A 21527-nucleotide genomic window follows, 5' to 3' on the forward strand; every position below is an offset into this window, starting at 1 on the left:
AAGTTCCGTGAATATACATTTAGTTGTAGCCCATCCAGAAAAACAGTCTTTCAATTTTGCCCTGCATGAACTGGCGGTCAGGGTATTGACAGAGCAGGGGGCGACCTTACGGATCACTGATTTATATGGCGAACAATTTGACCCTGTGGCCGGCCATAATGATGTTAGCAATTTGCCTGAGTTGGGAGCTTTCAACCTTGCTAAGGCTCAGCGCTGGGCCCTTGAGCATCAGGCCTTTTGCGCGGATATTTATCAAGAGCAGGAAAAACTAATCGTAAGTGATGTCCTGGTGATGCAATTTCCGCTTTGGTGGTGGTCATTTCCGGCGGTGCTCAAAGGCTGGATAGACAGGGTGCTGAGCTCAGGTTTTGCCTATGGTGAGGGGGCTAGTTTAGCGCCTAAAAAGGTAATGTATTCTATCACCACAGGCGGAGCCAGCGATCAGGCGGAGCTTGATTACTACCGCGATAAAATAGCCGGCTTATATCAGGATATTTTTGGCTTTATCGGTTGGCAGGCATTGCCGCCATTTATTGCGCACGGGGTGCAGAAAAAATCACTGCCCGAGCGTCGGTCGCTGCTTGAGCAGTACGAACGGCACTTGCTCACGCACCTAGTCGAAAGCCAAACCACAGGCGTTGCTGAGCATGCCTGACTTTTCGATAGACTTTCTCGCACCGAGGGATTGTCTCTAGGCGATAAGTTGGCGATATTGCGCCGGGGTTAGCGTGGTAACTTGCTTAAAGGTGCGCCGAAACGAGGTTTCATCGCCATAGCCCAATCGATCCACCACTTCCTTCACCGACAACCCCTGGTAGGTGATGAGATCGCACGCCTGCTGAATTTTTACCAAACGCATAAACTGCGCCGCCGACAACTCCGTGCTGCTGGCGAGACGCCGCGCCAGGGTTCGGGTCGACATATTCATGGCTGAAGCAAAATTGCTCAAGGTTAAATCCTGCACCGGCGTTTGTTCAACCCAGCGATAGGCTCGCGCCACTTCCGGAGATTTCGATTTGATCATTTCGATACGTTGCCACGGCAGGGAGGCTTTTTGAGGTCTGGCAATCACCATCAGCTTAGTGATATCGGCGAGAATAGCGGCGCCGCAATGACTTTGGATCAGCGTGTTGGCAATGGCCAAATAGCCCTGTACGCCACTGCTGGTGGATAACTGCTTGTCCTGAACCAGGGTGTCATTAAATTGCCAGTTAACGCCTGTAAAAGCGGTGCTAAGGTATTGGGCTAACCACCAGGTAGCGGTGGCGCGGCGGCCCTCCAATTGTTTGCTGGCGGCCAGCAGACACACCGCGGAGCAATAGCCCCACAGCTGGGTCGTTGACGGCAGCCGACTGAGCGTGTCGATCAGCTCGCGATTTACCGCCAGCGCTTTTGTGCAATCCTGCTCCGAGCTGGCCCAAAAGCCGGGCAATAAAAGGGCATCAAACTGGCCTTCGGCAAGGCTGGTTTCGGGCTCGATAGTGATGCTCGGGCCCTGAGAGGCTAAGGTCAGGGTAACGGCAGCGCCGTCGACGCTGGTAAAGACACATTCGAAGGTGCGCTGTTGTGTTCTTTGATTGCACGCAGTGAGTATTTCGGCAAAGGCCATGAGGCCCGAGGGGATACAGCCGGGGTAAACAACAAGACCTATACGCATAATTGGCAATAATTGTATTAATTGTGACTTAATTAGCCATATTAGGTGCCGCGATGGCGAAATACAATAAGGTCATTGTTACTTTTTCGAGTACCTCAATGAAAATTACCCAGTTACGCAATGCCACAGTGATCATTGAATATAAACAAGTGACCTTATTGGTGGACCCCATGCTGGCGCCACAGGGCAAGGCGCCGGCGCTAAAATACCTGGGGGCAAAACGGCGCAAAAACCCACTGGTAGAGTTGCCGGATAACAGCGAGGAGTTACTGGCCAAGGTCACTCACTGCTTGATCACCCATTGCCAAAAAGGTCATTTTGATCATTTGGACCGTGCCGCGGTGCGCTGGTTACGGCAAAGGCAAATTCCGGTGCTGGCCGCTAACGCCGATGAGGCGTTTTTGCAAAAACGCGGTTTGCATGTGATGCCCCTGTCGTCAAAAATGAGCAATGCTTTTGCCGGTGGGCTTATTGAGCTAGTGCCTTGTGTTCATGGTCATGGCATAGTGGGGAAGCTGATGGCCCATGGCGTTGGTTATTACATTGAAATGCCAGGGGAGCCCAGCGTGTATATCACCGGCGATACCTTGCTGACAGAGACCATTATCGATTTTGTGCAAGCCCGGCAGCCCGATGTGATTATCGCTCCGGCGGGGGGAGCGCGCTTTGATTTTGGTGGCGAAATTATTATGGGTGCCGAGGATGTGTTGGAGCTGGCATCCATCGCTTACGGGCAGGTAATAGCCAACCACTTGGAAGCGCTGGATCATTGCCCGGTAAGTCGCCTACAGTTGGGCGAAGCGGCGTTGGATGCCGACCTGGGCGAGCGCGTGCTGATCCCCGATGATGGTCAGACATTGGCATTTTAATGGCGATTAACGCCGAGCTTTATTTTTGGAGGCAGTAGGGTGACTCATATTCTTTGTTTTGGCGATAGTATTACCCGAGGCGAAAACGACGCGGCAGCAGGCGGCTGGGTCGACAGATTAAAAGCACGGGAAATTTGTCGGTTTGTTACCGGTTCACGGGCTGAAACCTGCGTGTTCAATATGGGCATAGGCGGAGAGACCAGCGATGGTCTGGTGCAGCGCTTTGCTAATGAGCTCGCGCCGCGTATGGCTTCGCCGCAGCGTACTTTTGTTACCTTGGCTTATGGCGCTAATGATGTGGCGATCACGGCGCAGCAGCGCAGCGTACCCCTAGCGCGTTTTATTAGCAATTTGCACATCTGTATCGAGCATGCCCTGGATATGGGCGTCCAGCCGATTTTGATCAATATCCTGCCCGTTGCCCAATGCTTGGATGGTGTGACCAATAACCTGGGTAAGCGCCGCCTGAATACGGATATAGCCAGTTATAATCAGGCCTTGGCGCAGTTGGCCGAGGAGACCTCGGTGCCGCTTATCGATGTTGCGGCCTTGTTTTCCAATAGTCGGGGTGGATTCGGGCTATTGACCGCCGATGGCGTACACCCCAACAGCGCCGGACACCGGCTGCTGTTTGAGTGTATTGATAGCCACCTCGAGAAAATCACCCAGGGAGAGCCTGTGGCACTAGTGGATATGCAGCTCTAGCTTATTATCCAGTATGGGCAGCAGGGCGCGCTCGCGACGCAAGTCGTCCTGTTCATGCTCAAGGCGATGACGACGGTGTTTAAGCTCGCGGCGCTGCTCGCGGGTCAGTTCTTCTGAGTGCAGTTGCCAGTGAATGTGTTTCAGTTCGTCGTCAATCTGGTTGAGTCGCGAGGAAATTTCATTGCGATGGCGATTCACCACGTATCTGTCATGGCCTTGCTGCCAGGCGAGGCGAAATTCTTCGCTGCGACAAATGGGGTTGTAGTCTCTGCCATTGAGGCCTTGGGTAAAGGCGTTTTCCGGCTCGCAATAATCTTTTAAGCCCTCCTGGTGGCCGCGCTTATAGTCTTCCAAGGTCGGGCGCACACCGTATTCGAGGCAGTCATAAATAATGTTTTTACCATTGGCTAGGGTGCGACCTTGCTGGCCATGACCAAAGCCGATATCAAACCAGTCACCCCGTTCACATTGTTGCTGCGATATGCTTGAGCAGCCGCTGAGCAAAGCCAGCATCATTATTATTAATCCGCTTCGGACTAAACCCATAGTGATATCCTGTTGTAGTTATTATTGAAACACCGACTTGAAGCAGTATCTAGCGCCGTCAAAATGGCACAAATTAGGGGTAATTTACCCAAGTTCAGTGAGTTATTAAAGAGTAGTGAGGATGAACAAGCGCTGTTTTTGAATCAACAGCGCTTGCTAGACGCGTTCCGAGTGAGGCGCCAAAACACCTAAGTTAGCGGGCAAACAACAGGCTTAAGCGTCGTTTCAGCTCGGGCTTGTCGAGCTGGCCATAATAGAGTAGCAGATCACTTTTGCCGTCGTCGTTGATATCCGTGCTGCTAATATTGCTGCCGGATTGCGGCAGGGCGAGCTTTTGTTTTTGGCTGCGGGCAAAGGCCTGCTGGCCCTGATTAAGGCGATAGACCAGGGTGTCGTTATCTTGTGAAAACAGCAGATCCTTGCGGCCATCGCCATTGATATCGGCGAGCATGACCAGGGGTTGACTGGCGCGACCCTTACTGATGCTGAAGTTCATTTCCGTTTCATAATCCAGCGACGGCTTTTTCGGGAACTGCCCTTGCTGATTTTGCCAATACAGCAGAATATCCTGATCTATGCTGCTGGCCAGCAGCGCCGAGATCACTTGCGAGACCCCGAGCTCAAAGCTGGCGACCATCACTTCCAGGCGACCATCGCCGTCGATATCTTGCAGTTGCAGGTCTGTTAAGGTGCCCTCGGCGCTGACCGTGGTATCGGCCTTATTGGCGTAGCTAAGCTGGCGCTGCTTATCCAGGCTACCGTAATAAATTTCGTAATCATTGCTTCTATCGAACACCCCGGAGCTCTTGGTGTAGCGCACCACTAAATCGGGGATGGCATCGCCATTAATATCCTCAAAGCGCTCTAATTTGCGGTATCTAAGGTCGCTTTGGTCCAGGGGCTGGCCGTCATCATCGAGCTGATCCCACCAGTCTATGCTGTAGATGCCACCGCGGATCGCCAGTTGCTGATGCTCAAAATGCCGTTTATGGGCGTAGTAAAGGTGCAACTTACCTTCATGCAAATTGGCAATATCCAGGCGACCATCCCGATTCAGATCCAGCGTAAACACCTGTGCCGGCGAGGCATTGAGTTCAACGCCTTTAAGCACGCTGTGGCTGCCAATATCCAGGCTGACCTTTTTATGGCCACCTTCGTGTTGTGAAAGCCACACGTGCAAGTCGGTGAAATCCGCCAGCATGATGTCGCTGTCGCCGTCGTTATTAAAGTCATGGATAAAATCGATTTGGCGCATAAAGTTACTGCGCTTAATGCGATAAATGGAAGACACATCGGCAAACGCAAACAGGCGCGCCTCGCCTTGTTGCTGCGGATACTGATAGCGGCCCACATGATCATGGGCTAAGAAGTAAAGCGTTTGCTCGGCCTTTTTCTGCTCACTGATATCGTAAGCAAAATACTCTTCGCCGATGGCAAAGCGGTCAACCTGTTGCAGCTTGCCATCGACCACGGCCAGCACCGCCACCTGATGGGCCTGGGCTTCATTGCGACCAAAGACCACAATTTCCTTGCCCGGATGAGGCGTGAGATCGGCGCTTAGCGGTGTGCGACTGATATTAAAATCAAGATCTATGCTCAGAGCCTGGAATGGTTCGGCCTGAACGGGCGTTGCCATCAGGCCCAAAGGCAGGCTGGCCAACAGTGCTGTTTGTAGAAATCCCTTCATGGTCAACTCTAATAGTTCGCATTATTTCTACTACAGTGCCAACAGCAGCACTCGAGTGCAAGGGTCAATATGTAAGCAAGTGTTCGTATTATGCAAGCAAGCGTTAACACCATACGAGCAAGTGTTAGCACCATGCTGGCAAGCGTTGGCACCATGCGAGCAAGCGTTGGCACCATGCGAGCAAGCGTTGGCACCATGCGAGCAAGCGTTAGTTGCTAATCTGTGTTTTTATGAAAGTCCGCCAGCCAGCGTTGCCATTGGCTGTCATAGCCCTGCATATGGCGATGTTGTTTGGAGTTCATGTGGCCCTGGCGGTCTCGCTCGCTTTGAAATGGGCCGGCGCGGCACAGTAGACAGCAGTGCGGGTCATCAAGGTGATGGCGTCGGTGGCAATGCGTGCTCATCTCACTCTCGGCGTTGAGGGCGTAGGTGTAGGTAATGCCCAAGGTGTCTTTAACATGCTTGTCGCGGTCAACATTGCGTACCTTGTAGCCGGGAAAGCGACGTAAATCGAAGGGCTGCTCGCCTAAGAAGTGCATCGGCGTACGCGATGTTAAGGCATGGTCTAACCCCCAATGGCTATAGGGTTTAACGTCTTTGGAGGTGATATAGCACAGGCCCGCGCCTTGTGGTTCGAGGGCATAACGGGCGCTGTTAAGTAAATACCGGTGTAACAGGGCGCGATTGAGAATATTCAAGCCGCCGTTTTGTTTTGCCGCGGTAAAGGCCTGCTCTGAGCCGAGCTGGCTTAACAGCGGAAACTGGAAAATAACCAGATCGAAGCGCTTTTCACCCAGGCGCTGCCAGCTTTCGGTGGCGGTGACGTCAAACTCAAAATCAAGGCTGACCTTTGCAGCGCGCAATGCGTCTATGCCGTGGTGCTGATATTTATCGCGCAGCGTTGTTTCGCTGTCGTACACACTGCCGTGTAACTGCGACGCCGGGTAGAAATCCAATAAGGCCTTGGTGAAGGTGAGGTCACCATCGCCTACGGTTAACACCCGCCAGGTACGCTGCAAATACATGATTACTTATTCGCCTTGTGGTTGCGGCTCGTCGCGGCGCAGAGCTCCGGCGGCATACAAACGTGCCTTTAGAGATTCGATGGCGATTTGGCGAATAAGCACGTGCAGGGCAATCAGGGCGGCAATGGCAAAATGCACCGGCCCATGGGTGAAGCCCAGCTCCGGGTTGTAAATGGTGGCGCCAAACATGATAAACAGCAAGACCAGGGCAATTTCCAGCAGCTGGTTACTGTAGAAGGTCAGTTTGCCTTCGCGCTTATGGTCTTTTTTGATGTTGACCGCGCAGAAAAACGGGATCACTTTAACCTTAAATGCGGCATTCTTCTCAACATAAATCTCACCTATTTCATCTAAGGCGCGGCGCAGGGCATCTATCATAATTTTGCTCGTGTTCTGTTAGGCCGGCGCAGTGTAAAGCAAAGGCGCCGGACTGTCTAAGGGTTCAGTCGAGAAGGCTGGCGATCATCAGCAGGTGGGTGACAAACACCACGGAAGTCAGCACAAAGCGCATCTTGCGATAGTCCTTATGGTACTCTTGCCAGGCGGGCGCCTTGACCTCAAAGAGTAACACCAGCCAATAGCTGGCACTGAGCCAGGCCAGGGTGAAAATGCTGTTGCCTAACGCCAGCAGCGGAATGGGTAAAATAGGCACTATGGCGGCAATGGCGCGGCCCTGGGGCTGGTTGCCCGGGCGCCACAGCTGACCGGCTAAAAAGCTGACAATGGCGATGCTGTAATAGATAAATAAAGGCGCCACAGACTCGCCCTGGCCGGTCAACAAGGTCCAGCCCTGCATGGCCAAAAATGGCAACAAACCCAAATAACCCAGTTGAATATGATTTACATAGCGCTCAATAGCCACAAATAACTCCGCAAATTAGCAACCTACCAATTGTACGTGCCAGCGGGCATTAAGTTCAATAACGAATCCATTTACTTATATTGGGCAATTGCCAATGGTGCGAGGGGCAGACAGTTTAGTGTTTAACAAAGTTATCAGCAGGGTATAAGGCATGCAGGTCAGGCATTGACAGAGGAGTCGGGGTAGTACAAATACCGAACAAGTAACTGCAGAAGTAAACAGCACTTCATTATCAATCAAATAAGACAAAATGCCAGAGTAAACACCAGCATGTTATCACTGGCGTTTACTCTGGCACTTCTTGCAGAAGTGTTGAGTTAACTTTGTACAGTAAAGTTAAACTTTTCCACACTATTTGATATTTGTAAGTTCACTCAGGCCCGCTGCAAGCACCTCGACAAACCGGTCGGCATCGCTTTTATCAAACGCCAGCGGCGGCTTTATCTTGAGTATGTTGTAGTAGGGTCCCTCAGTGCTCATCAAGATGTGATGGCGCTTGAAAAACTCGACCAGCCAGGCGGTTTTCTCCGTGGCCGGCTGCAAGCTCTCCCTGTCTTCGACCAGCTCCACGCCGAGAAACAGGCCCAGACCGCGCACATCGCCAATGAGGGGGAATCGCTGCATCAGGGTGTGCAGCTTGTCCTTGAAGTAGGCGCCGGTTTCCAGAGCCTGTTTACACAGGCCTTCCTGTTCGATGACATCCAGCACGGCTTCACCGATGGCACAGGAAACCGGGTTGCCGCCAAAGGTATTGAAGTATTCCATGCCGGTCACGAAGGCATCGGCAATTTCCTGCGTGGTGATCACCGCGGCCATGGGGTGACCGTTGCCTATGGGTTTGCCGAGCGTGACTATGTCAGGTTCTACTCCCTGGGTTTCGAATGCCCACATGTGCGAGCCGACCCGACCGAACCCGACCTGCACTTCGTCGGCGATGCATACGCCGCCAGCATCGCGTACATGGCGGTAGACCTCTTTGAGGTAGCCGTCGGGCATAATGATCTGTCCGGCGACTCCTTGTAGTGACTCACAGATAAAGGCGCCAGGACGTTTGCCCTCGGCCGTTAGGCGCGAAACAGCGTCGCCTACGCTGTCGGCATAGGCACGAGCAGAGTGTGTCGTATTGCCCCTGTATTGACCGCGATAGGGATCAGGCAGGGTTACCTTGTGAATATAGGGCTCAGCGCCCTCGCCGCCTGGGCCGTCGAATTTATAGGGGCTTGCAGCGATACAGGCGTTGGTGTTGCCGTGGTAGGCGCCATCGACGACCAGCAGCTCCTTCGAGCCTGTGTAGCAGCGGGCCAGACGAAACGCCAGCTCGTTAGCTTCACTGCCCGAGTTGACTAGCATGCACACGGACAAACGTTCTGGCATGGTGGCCAGCAGGCGCTGGCTGTAACTCACTATGTTGTCGTGCAGGTAACGGGTGTTAGTATTGAGCCGAGCCATTTGCGCTTGTCCTGCGGCAACCACCTTGGGATGACAGTGACCGACATGGCACACGTTGTTGACCATATCCAGGTAAGGGGTGCCCTTTTCGTCGAACAGGTAGGCGCCTTGGCCGCGCACTATCTTGAGGGGCTCTTGGTAGCTGAGGCTCAGGGTCTTGCCCAGGTGCTGTTTGCGGTAGTGGATGATTTCGCTTTTACCGCGACCACTGTCTGCCGTCAGGCCGCATATGTTGAGCAGGCGGCACTCCACGGCATAGGAGTTTAGTTTGTCGAGGGTCTCGAGCAGTTGCCAGGCGGGCTCGACCGACACCTGCAAATAGGTGTTGTCCGGGTTTTCTCGAAGTGCTTTGGCGGCGTGGCAGACGCTGGTGCACAGACGCAGGGCGACCAAGGAAAACAGGCTTTCGATCTCGCCTCGTTCCAGCGGGCGCTCACGATTAAATGCCGCGGTTAATTCGGCCAGCCCGTCGAGGACTGCGTTTGGGCGCTGGGGGACATGCATCAGGGCGTAGGCGGCGGTGATGGCAAGCTCGTTGATAAGATGTGCATGCACCATGTCACCGAAATCGATCAGTCCGGTGATCGCTGTCGGCTCTACGCCGCTGTCGACCAGCAGGTTGAAATCATTGGCATCGTTGTGCAGCACGCCCATTGGTAAGGTATGAAGACGGGGCAAGGTTTGGCTGCGATAGAGCGAGATAAACCGCTCCACCAATTTGCTTTTGTCGTCGTCAAGCAGCGCCTTTTTACTCATACAGATACCGTAGCCCTGGCTGAGGTCCCAGTCGAGATAGCGGTAGGCGCCGTGATGGTCAAAGTCGTTTAACCCATTTTGGATTTGCCCCATAAAGCCGCCGAGGGAGGCCAGCAGGGGAGCCGAGTTTTGCCCGTGTGTTGCTGTGGCGTAAAAGTTGCCCGGCAGGTAACTAAGCACCCGCATTTGCAGCGTGACACCGTTTATATCTAGCGGAGTCAGTAGCGCTCCGTTGCGGTTGGCGAGCGCGTGGGGTACTGCGCAGCCTTTTTCTGTGAGGTGGGCCATGGCAGCATTTTGCATCTCCAGCTCGGCGACGGACTCGCCATTGCCGGACACCTTGACCACGTAACGCGTATCGCCGTAGCTGAGGATCAGGTTCTGGTCGCAATAGCCGGGCAGTTCGGTTAATTCGCCCATGAGATCATAGTGTTGTTTAAGTAATTCGGTGATTTGGTCGAGCGTCAGCATACATAGTTCCTGTCGATTCTTATCTGTCGTCACAAAAATGCCCCGGCGGCTCGGCCGGGGCACAGGCGTTAGCGAAGCGCAGCACTGCGTGCAAGCTTGGCTTCCTGATCTTGTTGGTCGTTAAACGGCACCAGGGTAAATCCGTATTTCATGCCGGTGGCCGGTATTCTGTATTGCGGGTGCACGGGGCGGCCCCAGGAAGTATCGCCGCCGACGCCCATCTGCTTGTGATCCAGATTTACAGTCACCAGGTCCCGAAGCGGTACCTCAGCACCGTGTTTGGAGGTCAAGGGGACCAGGCCGGAAGCCGAGTCACCGCCATCGCGCTCCGCATCGAAGTCTATGTCCGATTGCATATAGGGCCAAGCACTGGTGTTCATCGGGGCATCGCCGATGGCGAGCAGCCCCTGGCCGGCCGGCGACTTCAATGCCATCCAGCGTACATCCGTTTTGTTGGCGTTTTCCTGTGGTCGGGCGTAGCTGTGCACCTGGTCCCGTACCGCGCTGCGATACAGGGAAATGGCGGCGGAGTGTTTACGGTCGGCGTAACTCTCGTGAGGGCCTCGCCCGAACCAGCTCAGGCGTTGAAAATCGCCCGGCATGGTCAGCTGCATCCCGAAACGAGGCATATCCGGCAGGTCTTGTCCCGGCGTCGGTGCAAATTCGACGTTTACCTTGACCCGACCGTCACCTTTAATGCGATAGTCGAGTTGGTAATGTCCGCCAAAGTCGGGCGATGCGTAACGCACGGAAACCGTCACTTCACCATTATCGCGACTGTGGCTGAGTTGGCTCGGCGTCAATCTGTTTGCGGCCTGTTGCCAGATCTTGGCCCATTTATGCATGCCGTTGCCTAGATCGTTGTCGGTCGGGGCGCGCCAGAAGTTAGGCTTGAGGGGGGCCTTGAGCAAGGGCTTACCCTGATGGCTGAATTCGCTTAGCAAGCCGTTTTGTTTATCGAAGGCGATACGGGTGTCGGTGTTTTCCAATACCAGCTTGCCCGCCGTTTCCGTTACTCGCATACCCTGGGCCGAAACCGGCTTTGCGGCCTGAATTAACTCGACCGGCAGGGCGAATTGGCCGAACGCGACTTCATAACCGCTGGGTAGCAAAGGTTCGGGTTCGCGTACCTGGGCGCTCAGGCGAATATAGTACTCGCGGCTGTCGCGTGCAGGCAGATCTGGCAGCGCCAATTCAAGTGTGCGGCTCTGGCCAGGGGCTACGCTTGGCATGGGGCCGTGTCCTTCGGCGATGAGCTCGCCGTCCGCCTCGATTTGCCATTGCAGGTCGAAGCGGTTTAGATCGATAAAGTCATACCAGTTCTCAACTTTGAAACGACCCTTGGCCGGGTTGTCGCTGTCAAAACGCACCGCCTGATAGACTTTTTTCACTTCGAAGGCGTGTGGGTGCGGTTCGCGGTCTGGGTTCATCAGGCCGTTGTTGAGGAAGTTACCATCGCTTGGCAGTTCAGGGTGGAAATCCGGACCGTAGGCCCAGTATTTTACGCCATCTTTATTGGTGTATTCTAACGCCTGATCAACCCAGTCCCAGATGAAGCCTCCTTGCAGAACGGGATAGGCCTCTATTACATCCCAATAGTCTTGCAGGTTGCCGACCGAGTTACCCATGGCGTGAGCGTATTCGATCATGATGCCCGGGCGGTGCGGATTCTTTTTCGCGTATTCTTCCAGCCGTTCTATCGACGGGTACATGGGAGCGAATACATCGGTATAATCGTCTTCCCCAGCCGGTTCGTATTGCACTAAGCGGCTGTCGTCTTGCTCCTTGAGCCACTTGTAGGTGGCCTCGAATACCTTGCCCTCACCGGCCTCGTTGCCCAGGGACCAGATAATGATAGAGGGGTGGTTCTTGTCCCGTTCGTACATACGGCGCGTTCGGTCGAGGTGGGCCGGTAACCAGCTCATTTCGTTGCCGAGTTGGGTTTTTTCGTTAATGGCCAGCGGGTGGGACTCAATATTGGCTTCGTCTATAACGTAGAGGCCGTATTTATCAGTCAGATCGTACCAATAAGGGTCGTTGGGATAATGGCTTGAACGCACCGCATTAATGTTGAATTGCTTCATCAGGCGGATGTCTTGTTCCATTGAGGCTCGGGTCACAGTATGGCCGGTGCGGGGATCGGTTTCGTGGCGATCCACTCCTCGTATTGTGATGGCCTTGCCGTTGATGGTGAGTTGGCCGTTTTTCACTTCCAGATGGCGGAAGCCGATTTCGTCGCGCACCGACTCCAACACCTTGCCAGAGTCATCCTTCAGGGTGATAAGTAGGGTGTAAAGGTTTGGCGTTTCCGCAGACCAGAGCGCCGGATTAGCCAGACTGGCGTCCAGTCTGATCTCTTTGTCTTCGCCGCCGTTCAGGCGAAGGGAAGCAGCCTTAGATAGCACCGCGGCCATATCGTTAGCGGGATCCAACAGTTGCAGATCAAGGTTCAGGGCTGCTTGTTTGCCGGCATAGTTGTTGACCTGGATGTCAACTGTAAGCCTGCCTTTATCAAAAGTGGTATTTAGGGTCGGCTTAGCATGAAAGTCGAATATGTGCTGTTTCGGCGTGGCGTAAAGATAAACGTCTCTCTCTATGCCGGAAATGCGCAGCATGTCCTGACTTTCCAGATAGCTTGCATCCGTCCAGCGCAACAATTGGAACGCCAGCAGGTTTTGTCCTTCATTCAGAAAGGAGGTGATATCGAACTCCGCTGGGGTTTTGGAACCCTGGCTAAAGCCGACTTTACGGCCGTTAAGCCAGACATCCAGGGACGATTTGGCGGCACCGACATGGAGAAAAACCTGCTTATCCTGCCAGTGCGCCGGCAGATTAAAGGGCTTACGATAGGAGCCGACAGGATTGTAGTCGGTTGGGGCATCGGGCCATTTTGTGGTGAACGGAAACCGCTCATCTAAGTATATAGGATAGCCAAAACCCTGGGTCTCCCAGTTGCCGGGCACTTTAATGTACGACCAGCCACTGTCGTTAAATTCGGGTTGCTCAAATCCCTTAGGTTTGTCGCCCGGTGCACGCTGCCAGTCGAACTTCCAGAGCCCGTTGAGAGCCAAATAATTAGGGCTGGATTCCTTGTTGTCGTTTAAAGCTGCAAAGGGAGACGAAAACGGAAAAAGCGTTGCGTGGGGCGCTTGCTTGTTGATGGCAAAGACCTGATGGTCGCGCCATGGCTCCTTGGATTGCGCTGAGCAAATCGGGGAGGCCAGGGTAATCAGGGCTAGGTTAAACGCGATGAGTACTTTCATTAGTTATTCTATATTTTTTATACAGTAGTATTTATACTACAAATATAAAGGAGATACGCAAGTACTTTCAGATGAGTGAAATCTGGTCAGATCAATTTCGTAGTCTGGTGGGTCAGTACAAACGCCCTAAGTGCTTAAAATATAGCTAGTCTATTTAATAACTGTCATTTATCATATTAATAATAATTTCTTCTTTAAGTAGATATATGGATTCGAGCCACCGTAACCTCACCCAGCAATTGGTTCATGAACTGGGCAAACAAATCATGCAAGGTCATTACAAGGTTGGAAGTAGCCTGCCATCGGAAGCCGAGCTGTCTAATCAGTTCAGCATCAGCCGCACGGCGACCCGTGAAGCGGTAAAAATGCTGACGGCTAAAGGGCTTATTACTTCGCGCCCACGCCAGGGCATTCGAGTGGCGGACACCAAGCACTGGAACCTGTTTGATGCGGATGTGCTCAACTGGATTTTGTTGGGCAAGCCGGATCTCTACCTGCTGCGCCACTTTTTGCAGCTACGTTTTGCCATCGAGCCGGAAGCGGCCTATCTGGCTGCCCTTTACGCCAAGGAAGAAGATCTGCAGGCAATTGAGCGTGCGCTGGAGCGTATGAAAGACGCCACCAATGGTATGGACGATACCCATGAGGCGGATATCGCCTTCCATCAGAGCATACTGGCCGCCAGCACCAACCCGTTTTTTATTCAGTTAAATAACTTCATCGCAACCGCCCTCAAGGTCAACCTGAGGTTTACCCAGCGTATGCAGGCCGTGACTAGGGATGAGTATCAGGCTCATGTCGATATCTTTACCCACATCAAAAACAAGGACTCGCAAGCCGCCTTCGATGCGGCCATGGTGACGCAAAAGGCGACCATGGCCATAGTCAACGAGCAAATCGCAGAGCTCGAAGAGGCGCAGGCTCCAGCCTGATAAAAGGCCACCTTAAGGTGGCCTTTTTTATGTCTGAATTTCACAACCGGGTTCCGGCCGTGACGGGTTAGAACGGGGGAATAATTCAATATAAAATATATTGTAGTATAAATAATATTATAATAGGATGGTCGATATTTAGTACCCTCGTATGGAAAATCTGTATGGCAAAGATCGACTTAAATCACACATTTGACCCGCGGGAACACCCGCATCGCAGGTACAACCCGTTAACCGGAGAATGGGTGCTGGTATCGCCGCACCGTGCTAAACGTCCCTGGCAGGGACAGCAGGAATCAGTTCACCAAGAGGACAAACTAGCTCATGATCCAGCCTGCTATCTGTGTGCGGGGAACACTCGGATCAGCGGAGAAGTCAATCCGCATTACGAAAACACTTTTGTTTTTCAAAATGACTTTGCTGCACTTATGCCGGACACCCCGGAGGCGATATCCGACGACCCCCTTTTTCGAATGATTGCGGAGCAGGGGGAAAGCCGGGTGATCTGTTTCTCGCCGGATCATGCCAAGAGTCTACCGGAGCTTTCTCTCGATGCCCTGACCGAGGTTGTGAAAACCTGGCAGGCGCAAACCAAAGAGCTGGGCGAGCGCTATCGTTGGGTTCAGGTCTTTGAGAACAAAGGCGCCGTTATGGGTTGTTCCAACCCGCACCCCCACGGCCAGGTATGGGCGCAGCAGCAACTGCCGACCCTGGCGGAGCAAAAGCGTCGCCATTTTAGCGACTATCTGGCAGAGCATGGCAGGCCCTTGCTTCGCGATTATGCGGACAAAGAAATGCGCTGTGAGGAGCGCCTAGTCTGCGCTAATGACGACTGGCTGGTGGTGGTGCCTTACTGGGCGGCCTGGCCTTTTGAAACTCTGGTGTTGCCGCGTTTTGATGTGCGCCGTATGACGGAGCTCAACGACAGCCAGCAGCAGAGCCTCGCCGATATCATGCACCAGATCACCGTGCGCTACGACAACCTATTCCAAACCACATTTCCCTATTCCATGGGCTGGCACGGTGCGCCGTTCGACGGCGAGGACCATGCGGGCTGGACTCTGCATGCTCATTTCTTTCCGCCCCTATTGCGCTCTGCCACGGTTAAAAAATTCATGGTGGGCTATGAAATGCTGGCTGAGGCGCAGCGAGATATTACGCCGGAGCAGGCGGCCGAGCGTCTTAGGGCAGTGTCCCCCTTACATTATAAGGAAGCTGAATAATGGCGATAAAAGACAAATTTCAATTCCTTTATGGGGAACGGGCTCAGGTGATATGCCATGCTCCAGGACGGGTCAACCTGATGGGCGACCATACGGATTACAACTTGGGGTTCGTGTTGCCTGCGGCGATCAATTTCGGTACCGACATTGCTGCGTCAAAGCGAACCGACAACCGGATCTGTGTGACCGCGTTGGATCTTGACGCCAGCCAGGTCATCTTTTCTCTCGACGACATAGAGTTCGACGAGCATCAGACCTGGAGCAACTATATTCGCGGTTGCCTGCGGGCGCTGAAGGCGCGCTTTCCCGATTTCGCAGGCGCCAATCTCGCCATTTCCGGCAATGTGCCGCGCGGAGCCGGTTTAAGTTCGTCGGCGTCTTTGGAAATGGCCCTGCTGCGAGCGATTGCTTCCCTTTACGACCTGGCGCTGGACGGGGTGACTGCGGCCCTGATGGGGCAGCAGGCGGAAAACGAGTTCGTCGGTTGCAACTGCGGCATCATGGATCAGCTTATCTCCGCCGAAGGACGCAGCGGTAGGGCCTTGTTGCTCGATTGCCGCAACCTGAGCCGGCGTTATGCCAAGTTACCGGCGGATCTTGGGATTCTGATCGTCAACTCTAACGTGAAGCGCGGCCTGGTCGACAGCGAATACAACACCCGTCGCCGCCAGTGCGAGGCAGTCGCCCGTCATCTGGGCCAGCCCAGTTTGCGGGAAGTGACGTTGGCCATGCTGGAAGCGGCCCGTCACGAACTCGACGAGACGGACTACCGCCGCGCCCGGCACGTGCTCGGCGAAAACCAGCGTACCCTGGACATGCTTGAGGCCCTGCAGGCACAGGACCTCAAACGGGTCGGTAGTTTGATGGCTGAGTCTCACGCGTCACTCAAAGAAGACTTTGCAGTCACGGTTGCACAAACCGACGCCCTGGTCGGGATTCTGACCGAGGCGATCGGCGAAGAGGGCGGGGCGCGTATGACCGGCGGTGGTTTCGGAGGCTGTGTGGTGGCACTCGGCAGCAAGGCCGCTCTGGCCCGAGCCGAAACGGCCGTGCGCGAGCGCTACGAAGCGCTGACCGGTCTCACACCCGATATCTATTTGTGTCATGCCGTCGACGGCGCGTTTGCGCAAAAAGAATTGACCGATAATTAAAACAACAGGTGTAACTATGAAACTAGATATGTTTGATGCGGGCGTATTTGTCGTCTACGTCCTAGGGCTTCTAATCATTGCTTGGTGGATCTCCCGCAGCGATAAACGCGAAGGCGCCGATACCAAGGATTACTTTCTTGCGGGCAGATCACTGCCTTGGTGGGCGATTGGCGCGTCGCTGATCGCCTCTAATATTTCCGCCGAGCAGATCATCGGCATGTCCGGTTCCGGCTTCGTGGTGGGCATGGCCATAGCCTCGTACGAGTGGATGGCGGCCATTACCCTGGTCATTGTGGGTAAATATCTGTTGCCCATTTTTCTGAAAAATGAAATTTTCACCATGCCGCAGTACCTGGAGCAGCGCTTCGATCACAGGGTGAAAACCACCCTGGCGCTCTTTTGGCTGACCGTATACGTGTTTGTGAACCTGACCGCAGTGCTCTGGCTCGGCGGCCTGGCAATCGAAACAGTGGCCGGGGTCGACTGGTGGTACGGCATGCTGTTTCTGGCGACTTTTTCTATTGCCTACAGCCTGTATGGCGGACTTAAAGCCGTGGCCTATACGGACATTATCCAGGTGGTGCTGTTGATCTTCGGCGGCCTGATGCTGAGCTATCTGGCCCTCGACAAGATCGCCGACGGGCACGGCTTGGTGCAGGGATTTGCGACTCTGACCGAACGTCTGCCGGATCATTTCGATATGATATTGTCGCCACAAAACGAGCAATACATCAACTTGCCGGGTATTTCTGTGCTGGTCGGCGGCATGTGGGTGATGAACCTGTCTTACTGGGGCTTCAATCAATACATTATCCAGCGTGCATTGGCGGCAAAGAACATTCAGGAAGCGCAAAAGGGCATAGCGTTGGCCGCCTACCTTAAGCTGCTGATGCCACTGATAGTGGTGCTGCCCGGTATTGCTGCTGTGGTGCTGTATCCGGATCTCCCGGCGGCAGATCAAGCCTACCCATCCATGATGGAACTGATGCCGGTGGGTATTAAGGGACTGGTTTTTGCGGCCCTGGTTGCGGCCATAGTGTCGTCGTTAGCCTCCATGACCAACAGTATTTCAACGATTTTCACCATGGACATTTACCGTCCGGCCCGCCCCGACAAGAGCCAGCGTCATTATGTCATGGTCGGTCGAGTGACAACCCTGATAGCGCTGGGCATTGGCCTTATCATGGCGGAGCCGCTGCTTGGCAAGTTCGATCAGGCATTCCAGTATATTCAGGAATTTACCGGTGTATTTACCCCGGGGATTGTAGTCATCTTTCTGCTCGGCATGTTCTGGAGTAAAGCCACATCGCTCGGTGCTTTGTCGGCGGCGCTCGGCTCTGCGGTGTTCTCGTTCGCCCTTCGCCTGGCGTTCCCTGATCTGCCGTTTATGGACCGTATGGGGCTGGTTTTCTTAATGTGCCTGCTGCTGATGGTAGGTGTCTCCTTACTGGGGCGTAAAGCGCAAGTGAACACGGACGCCTGTGTCAGCCTCGATGAGGTCAGCTTCTCGACCGAGCGCAGTTTTAATCTGGCCTCGTTCGGCGTGGTGGTGATCCTGGCAAGTCTTTACACCTTGTGGTGGTAGCTTTATGGCGGTAGCGGTGTCATGACTGAGAACCTGTGGTGGGCGAGTGCGCCAAGACTGAGGCTGGACACGGTGGCGCCGGTTGGCCACAGCACGGACGTGGTTGTCATCGGCGGCGGGTTTAGCGGTCTCGCCTGCGCCCTCAGGCTGGCAGAGCAGGGGACACAAGTCAGCCTGTTTGAGGCTGAACAGATAGGCCATGGCGGCTCGGGGCGCAACGTCGGCCTAGTCAATGCCCTGCTCTGGCTGGAGCCTAACGAAGTTCTGGCTCGGCTCGGACCCAGGAAAGGCGGTAAATTGAACGCCTTTTTGGCGCAGGGGCCGGACCGGGTGTTCGAGCTTATCGAACGGCACCGCATCGAATGTGAACCCACCCGCACCGGCACCCTGCATTGCGCCCATCGTCCCGGATCACTAGTAGAACTGGCGCGACGTCAGCGCCAATACGCTGAACTTGGGGTGGAAGCCAGGCTTCTTGATGCGGATGAACTGGAGGCTAAAACGGGTTCCTCAAGATATTCGGGTGGGCTCCACCTGAGCACCGCAGGCACCATTGAGCCCCTGGCCTATGCGCGGGGACTGGCTCGGGCGGCAATGCGGGCCGGGGTTAAAATTTACCAAGGTGCGCGGGTCGATGCGGTGACGCGCCGCGACTCGGCCTGGCAGCTTGATGTCAACGGGGAAAGCGTGCGCTGTAACGCTCTGGTCGTGGCGACCAACGCATATCACAGCTGGATAGCAGGTTGTCCCGCGCCGGCCTTTACTCCGGTACATTACTTCCAGGTGGCAACAGCCGTGCTGAGTGACGCGGCGCTGCGCAACATCCTGCCTGAACGCCAGGGATGCTGGGATACTGCGCCCGTCATGAGTTCCTGGCGGCGCGACGCCGCCGGACGACTGATACTGGGGGCGGTTGGCAAGCTGGGCGGATGGCAGGGAGAGATCCACACCCGTTGGGCTCGGCGTCAGTTGCACCTGCTTTACCCTGAACTCGATTTTCCTGGGTTTGAACATGCCTGGTATGGGCGCATTGCCTACACCCGAGATCATCTGCCCCACATAGTGGAAATCGGCCCAGGTGCTTACAGCCTGTATGGCTATTCTGGGCGAGGGATTTGTCCGGGTACCCTGTTTGGCAGTGCGCTGGCGGACTTTTTGTTGAGCGGGGACGCCGATACGCTTCCGGTTCCCCTCGAGCCAACCCGGCGGGAGGCGTTCAACCGTATTAAGGGTCTGGGGTACGACCTCGGCGCCGCGGCCTTGCATGGCGCCGAATTATGCATTTAATAGACTGAATTTTAGGGAGTATTTATGAAGGTATTGGTTACAGGAGGAGCCGGCTACATCGGCTCCCATACCTGTGTTGAGTTGTTGCAGGCCGGGTACGAATTGGTTGTGGTGGACAATCTAAGCAACAGCCACAGGGAGGCATTAAGCCGGGTGGAATCGATCAGTGCAAAGACACTGACCTTCGTTAAGGCGGATATTCGTGACCGCGCCGCCATGGACCAGGTGTTTGCCGAACATGCGCCAGAGGGGGTGATCCACTTTGCGGGTCTCAAGGCGGTCGGTGAGTCAACCCGAGATCCGCTTGCCTATTATGATCACAATGTAAACGGCTCTCGTTTGCTGCTGGAGTTGATGCAAAAGCATGGGGTTAAAACCTTGGTATTCAGCTCGTCGGCAACCGTTTACGGTGACCCAGATATTGTGCCGATTGACGAAGGCGCGCCGCTGCGCACTACCAACCCTTATGGTCAGACCAAGCTGGTCGTGGAGAGTATGTGCCGGGATGTGGTGGCAGCGGACCCCACCCTGAGCGTGGTACTACTGCGTTATTTCAACCCGGTCGGCGCCCACAGTTCGGGACTTATCGGCGAAGATCCGAGCGGTATTCCTAACAACCTGGTGCCCTACATAGCCCAAGTGGCGGTCGGTAAGCGCGAGCGCCTGTCCGTGTTCGGTAACGATTACGACACTCGCGACGGAACGGGCGTCAGGGACTATATCCATGTGGTGGATCTGGCAAGTGGCCATGTAAAGGCGCTCGAGGCGCTGCACGGCAAGCCGGGATGCCACACCTTTAATCTCGGCACGGGACGTGGCTATTCGGTGCTGGAAATGGTTAACGCATTTTCCAAAGCTTGCGGCCGAGCCGTGCCCTATGAATTTGCACCACGCCGACCCGGCGATATTGCAGTGTGTTATGCCAAGCCCGGGCTTGCCGAACGGGTACTAGGCTGGCGAGCAAGCTTGGGACTCGACGACATGATGGCGGATACCTGGCGTTGGCAGTCGCAAAACCCTGACGGCTATGCGAGTGGGTCCGAATGAATCCGGTGCGCCATACACTGAAAAACCGCAACGGCATGGAGGTTGATCTGCTGGCGAGCGGGGCGCGTATCGGTGCTGTCCGTATTCCGGTCGAAGGCCGGATGCTGGACATGATACTCGGCTACGATCGAATAGAGGAGTACGAGACGGATCCCTTCTATCTTGGGGCAACCGTGGGCCGGGTATGCAACCGTATTAATAATGCGAGCTTCAAGCTCGGTGGGCAGACGTTCAGCCTCAGCCGTAACAGTGGCGGGCATTGCCTGCATGGCGGCGAAAGCGGGTTTTCCGCCCGGCAGTGGAGCTTCGTTAAGCCTATGCTTAGCACCACCGAGGCTGTACTGGCGCTGATCTCGCCATCGGGTGATCAGGGCTTTCCCGGTCGGGTCTGTGCCAGGGTGCGTTATCTGCTTGATGACGATAACAGGCTGACAATCGAGTTTGAGGCGACAAGCGATGCGCCGACCCCGATTAACCTGTGTAATCACGCCTATTTCCACCTGGGTGAGAGCGCAGTGGCGGATCTTGGTTTACAGCTTTTTGCCTCCCGCTACCTGCCCGTAGAAGGCGGTATTCCTCTGACGAGGCCACAGCCCGTGGCTGGGAGCCCGTTCGATTTCACCTCGCCTGCCTGGGTCGGGGAGCGGCTGGCTAATCTAGAGCACGATCAGTTGGCGAGTAATTCGGGATTCGATCATTGCTATTTGTTGTCTGCGCAACACAGCGTGTCAGCTCGTTTACGCGGACGCCACCATGGTATCGAGCTGGAGATCTGTACGGATCAACCCGGTATGCAGCTTTATACGGGGCAGTATCTGGAGCCGCCTTTCAGGCCGTATCAGGCGCTCTGCCTTGAGGCGCAAAACCTTCCCGACGCTATTAACCGGCCCGATTTTCCTTCTTCACTGCTGACGCCCGGTGATCTTTACCGCCGCCGTGTCAGTTACAGATTCAGCCGAACCCGACGCTAACCTTTTCACCGGCGACGCTCGTTTGCGTCGCCATTGTACCG

Annotated in this window: 18 protein-coding genes; 10 read left to right on the top strand and 8 right to left on the bottom strand. The window is 54.7% G+C overall.

What is annotated here, in order from left to right:
* The first annotated feature begins 7 nt into the window (after nucleotides 1-7).
* Nucleotides 8-655 (top strand): NAD(P)H-dependent oxidoreductase, encoded by a 648-nt coding sequence (locus tag C2M36_RS08180; protein ID WP_158678887.1) that lies wholly within the window; start codon nucleotides 8-10, stop codon nucleotides 653-655.
* 36 nt (nucleotides 656-691) lie between these two features.
* Here the strand turns inward: C2M36_RS08180 and C2M36_RS08185 are convergent, their stop codons facing one another.
* Nucleotides 692-1657: a GlxA family transcriptional regulator gene (locus C2M36_RS08185; RefSeq protein ID WP_105189157.1), complete on the bottom strand. Its 966-nt coding sequence runs from the start codon at nucleotides 1655-1657 to the stop codon at nucleotides 692-694.
* 53 nt (nucleotides 1658-1710) lie between these two features.
* Here C2M36_RS08185 and C2M36_RS08190 point away from each other — a divergent pair, with 53 nt between their 5' ends.
* Together C2M36_RS08190 and C2M36_RS08195 are read left to right on the top strand one after the other, a co-directional pair.
* Nucleotides 1711-2526: an MBL fold metallo-hydrolase gene (locus tag C2M36_RS08190; protein WP_199774868.1), complete on the top strand. Its 816-nt coding sequence runs from the start codon at nucleotides 1711-1713 to the stop codon at nucleotides 2524-2526.
* Nucleotides 2527-2565: 39 nt separating this feature from the next.
* Nucleotides 2566-3231 (top strand): SGNH/GDSL hydrolase family protein, encoded by a 666-nt coding sequence (locus tag C2M36_RS08195; protein ID WP_158678888.1) that lies wholly within the window; start codon nucleotides 2566-2568, stop codon nucleotides 3229-3231.
* On the opposite strand, the gene C2M36_RS08200 is transcribed toward C2M36_RS08195, so the two are convergent.
* The 7 genes from C2M36_RS08200 to C2M36_RS08230 all read right to left on the bottom strand — a co-directional run bounded on the left by C2M36_RS08200 (nucleotide 3211) and on the right by C2M36_RS08230 (nucleotide 13290).
* Nucleotides 3211-3777 (bottom strand): DUF2799 domain-containing protein, encoded by a 567-nt coding sequence (locus C2M36_RS08200; protein WP_105254485.1) that lies wholly within the window; start codon nucleotides 3775-3777, stop codon nucleotides 3211-3213. The genes C2M36_RS08195 and C2M36_RS08200 overlap by 21 nt on opposite strands.
* Before the next feature lie 193 nt (nucleotides 3778-3970).
* Entirely contained in the window at nucleotides 3971-5464 is a 1494-nt protein-coding gene (locus tag C2M36_RS08205) for an FG-GAP repeat domain-containing protein (protein ID WP_105189154.1), read from the bottom strand.
* 215 nt (nucleotides 5465-5679) lie between these two features.
* The gene (locus C2M36_RS08210) at nucleotides 5680-6489 is read right to left on the bottom strand and encodes a Rossmann-like fold-containing protein (RefSeq protein WP_105254486.1); all 810 of its coding nucleotides are present in this window, start codon (nucleotides 6487-6489) and stop codon (nucleotides 5680-5682) included.
* A 6-nt stretch (nucleotides 6490-6495) separates the two neighbouring features.
* A complete protein-coding gene (locus tag C2M36_RS08215) occupies nucleotides 6496-6867 on the bottom strand; it encodes a hypothetical protein (RefSeq protein ID WP_105254487.1) in 372 nt (123 codons plus the stop codon).
* 64 nt (nucleotides 6868-6931) lie between these two features.
* Nucleotides 6932-7345 (bottom strand): DUF3429 domain-containing protein, encoded by a 414-nt coding sequence (locus C2M36_RS08220; protein ID WP_105254718.1) that lies wholly within the window; start codon nucleotides 7343-7345, stop codon nucleotides 6932-6934.
* 357 nt (nucleotides 7346-7702) lie between these two features.
* Nucleotides 7703-10027 (bottom strand): aminotransferase class III-fold pyridoxal phosphate-dependent enzyme, encoded by a 2325-nt coding sequence (locus C2M36_RS08225; protein ID WP_105254488.1) that lies wholly within the window; start codon nucleotides 10025-10027, stop codon nucleotides 7703-7705.
* A 68-nt stretch (nucleotides 10028-10095) separates the two neighbouring features.
* Nucleotides 10096-13290 (bottom strand): glycoside hydrolase family 2 TIM barrel-domain containing protein, encoded by a 3195-nt coding sequence (locus C2M36_RS08230; RefSeq protein ID WP_105254489.1) that lies wholly within the window; start codon nucleotides 13288-13290, stop codon nucleotides 10096-10098.
* Nucleotides 13291-13496: 206 nt separating this feature from the next.
* Here C2M36_RS08230 and C2M36_RS08235 point away from each other — a divergent pair, with 206 nt between their 5' ends.
* From C2M36_RS08235 to C2M36_RS08265, 7 genes are all read left to right on the top strand, one after another.
* Nucleotides 13497-14222, top strand: a complete 726-nt coding sequence (locus tag C2M36_RS08235) for a FadR/GntR family transcriptional regulator (RefSeq protein ID WP_105254490.1) — start codon at nucleotides 13497-13499, stop codon at nucleotides 14220-14222.
* A 164-nt stretch (nucleotides 14223-14386) separates the two neighbouring features.
* Nucleotides 14387-15445 (top strand): UDP-glucose--hexose-1-phosphate uridylyltransferase, encoded by a 1059-nt coding sequence (locus C2M36_RS08240; RefSeq protein ID WP_105254491.1) that lies wholly within the window; start codon nucleotides 14387-14389, stop codon nucleotides 15443-15445.
* The gene (gene galK / locus C2M36_RS08245; protein WP_105254492.1) at nucleotides 15445-16596 is read left to right on the top strand and encodes a galactokinase; all 1152 of its coding nucleotides are present in this window, start codon (nucleotides 15445-15447) and stop codon (nucleotides 16594-16596) included. The genes C2M36_RS08240 and galK overlap by 1 nt, the downstream gene beginning before the upstream one ends.
* A 16-nt stretch (nucleotides 16597-16612) precedes the next feature.
* Nucleotides 16613-18181 (top strand): sodium/sugar symporter, encoded by a 1569-nt coding sequence (locus C2M36_RS08250; protein ID WP_105254493.1) that lies wholly within the window; start codon nucleotides 16613-16615, stop codon nucleotides 18179-18181.
* A 21-nt stretch (nucleotides 18182-18202) separates the two neighbouring features.
* Entirely contained in the window at nucleotides 18203-19468 is a 1266-nt protein-coding gene (locus C2M36_RS08255) for an NAD(P)/FAD-dependent oxidoreductase (RefSeq protein WP_105254494.1), read from the top strand.
* A 24-nt stretch (nucleotides 19469-19492) separates the two neighbouring features.
* The gene (gene galE / locus C2M36_RS08260) at nucleotides 19493-20515 is read left to right on the top strand and encodes a UDP-glucose 4-epimerase GalE (RefSeq protein ID WP_105254495.1); all 1023 of its coding nucleotides are present in this window, start codon (nucleotides 19493-19495) and stop codon (nucleotides 20513-20515) included.
* A complete protein-coding gene (locus C2M36_RS08265; RefSeq protein ID WP_105254496.1) occupies nucleotides 20512-21486 on the top strand; it encodes an aldose epimerase family protein in 975 nt (324 codons plus the stop codon). Before galE ends, C2M36_RS08265 begins: the two co-directional genes overlap by 4 nt.
* Nucleotides 21487-21527: the final 41 nt, after the last annotated feature.

The sequence above is a fragment of the Pseudoalteromonas sp. T1lg75 genome, assembly GCF_002964705.1.
Taxonomy (GTDB): domain Bacteria; phylum Pseudomonadota; class Gammaproteobacteria; order Enterobacterales; family Alteromonadaceae; genus Pseudoalteromonas.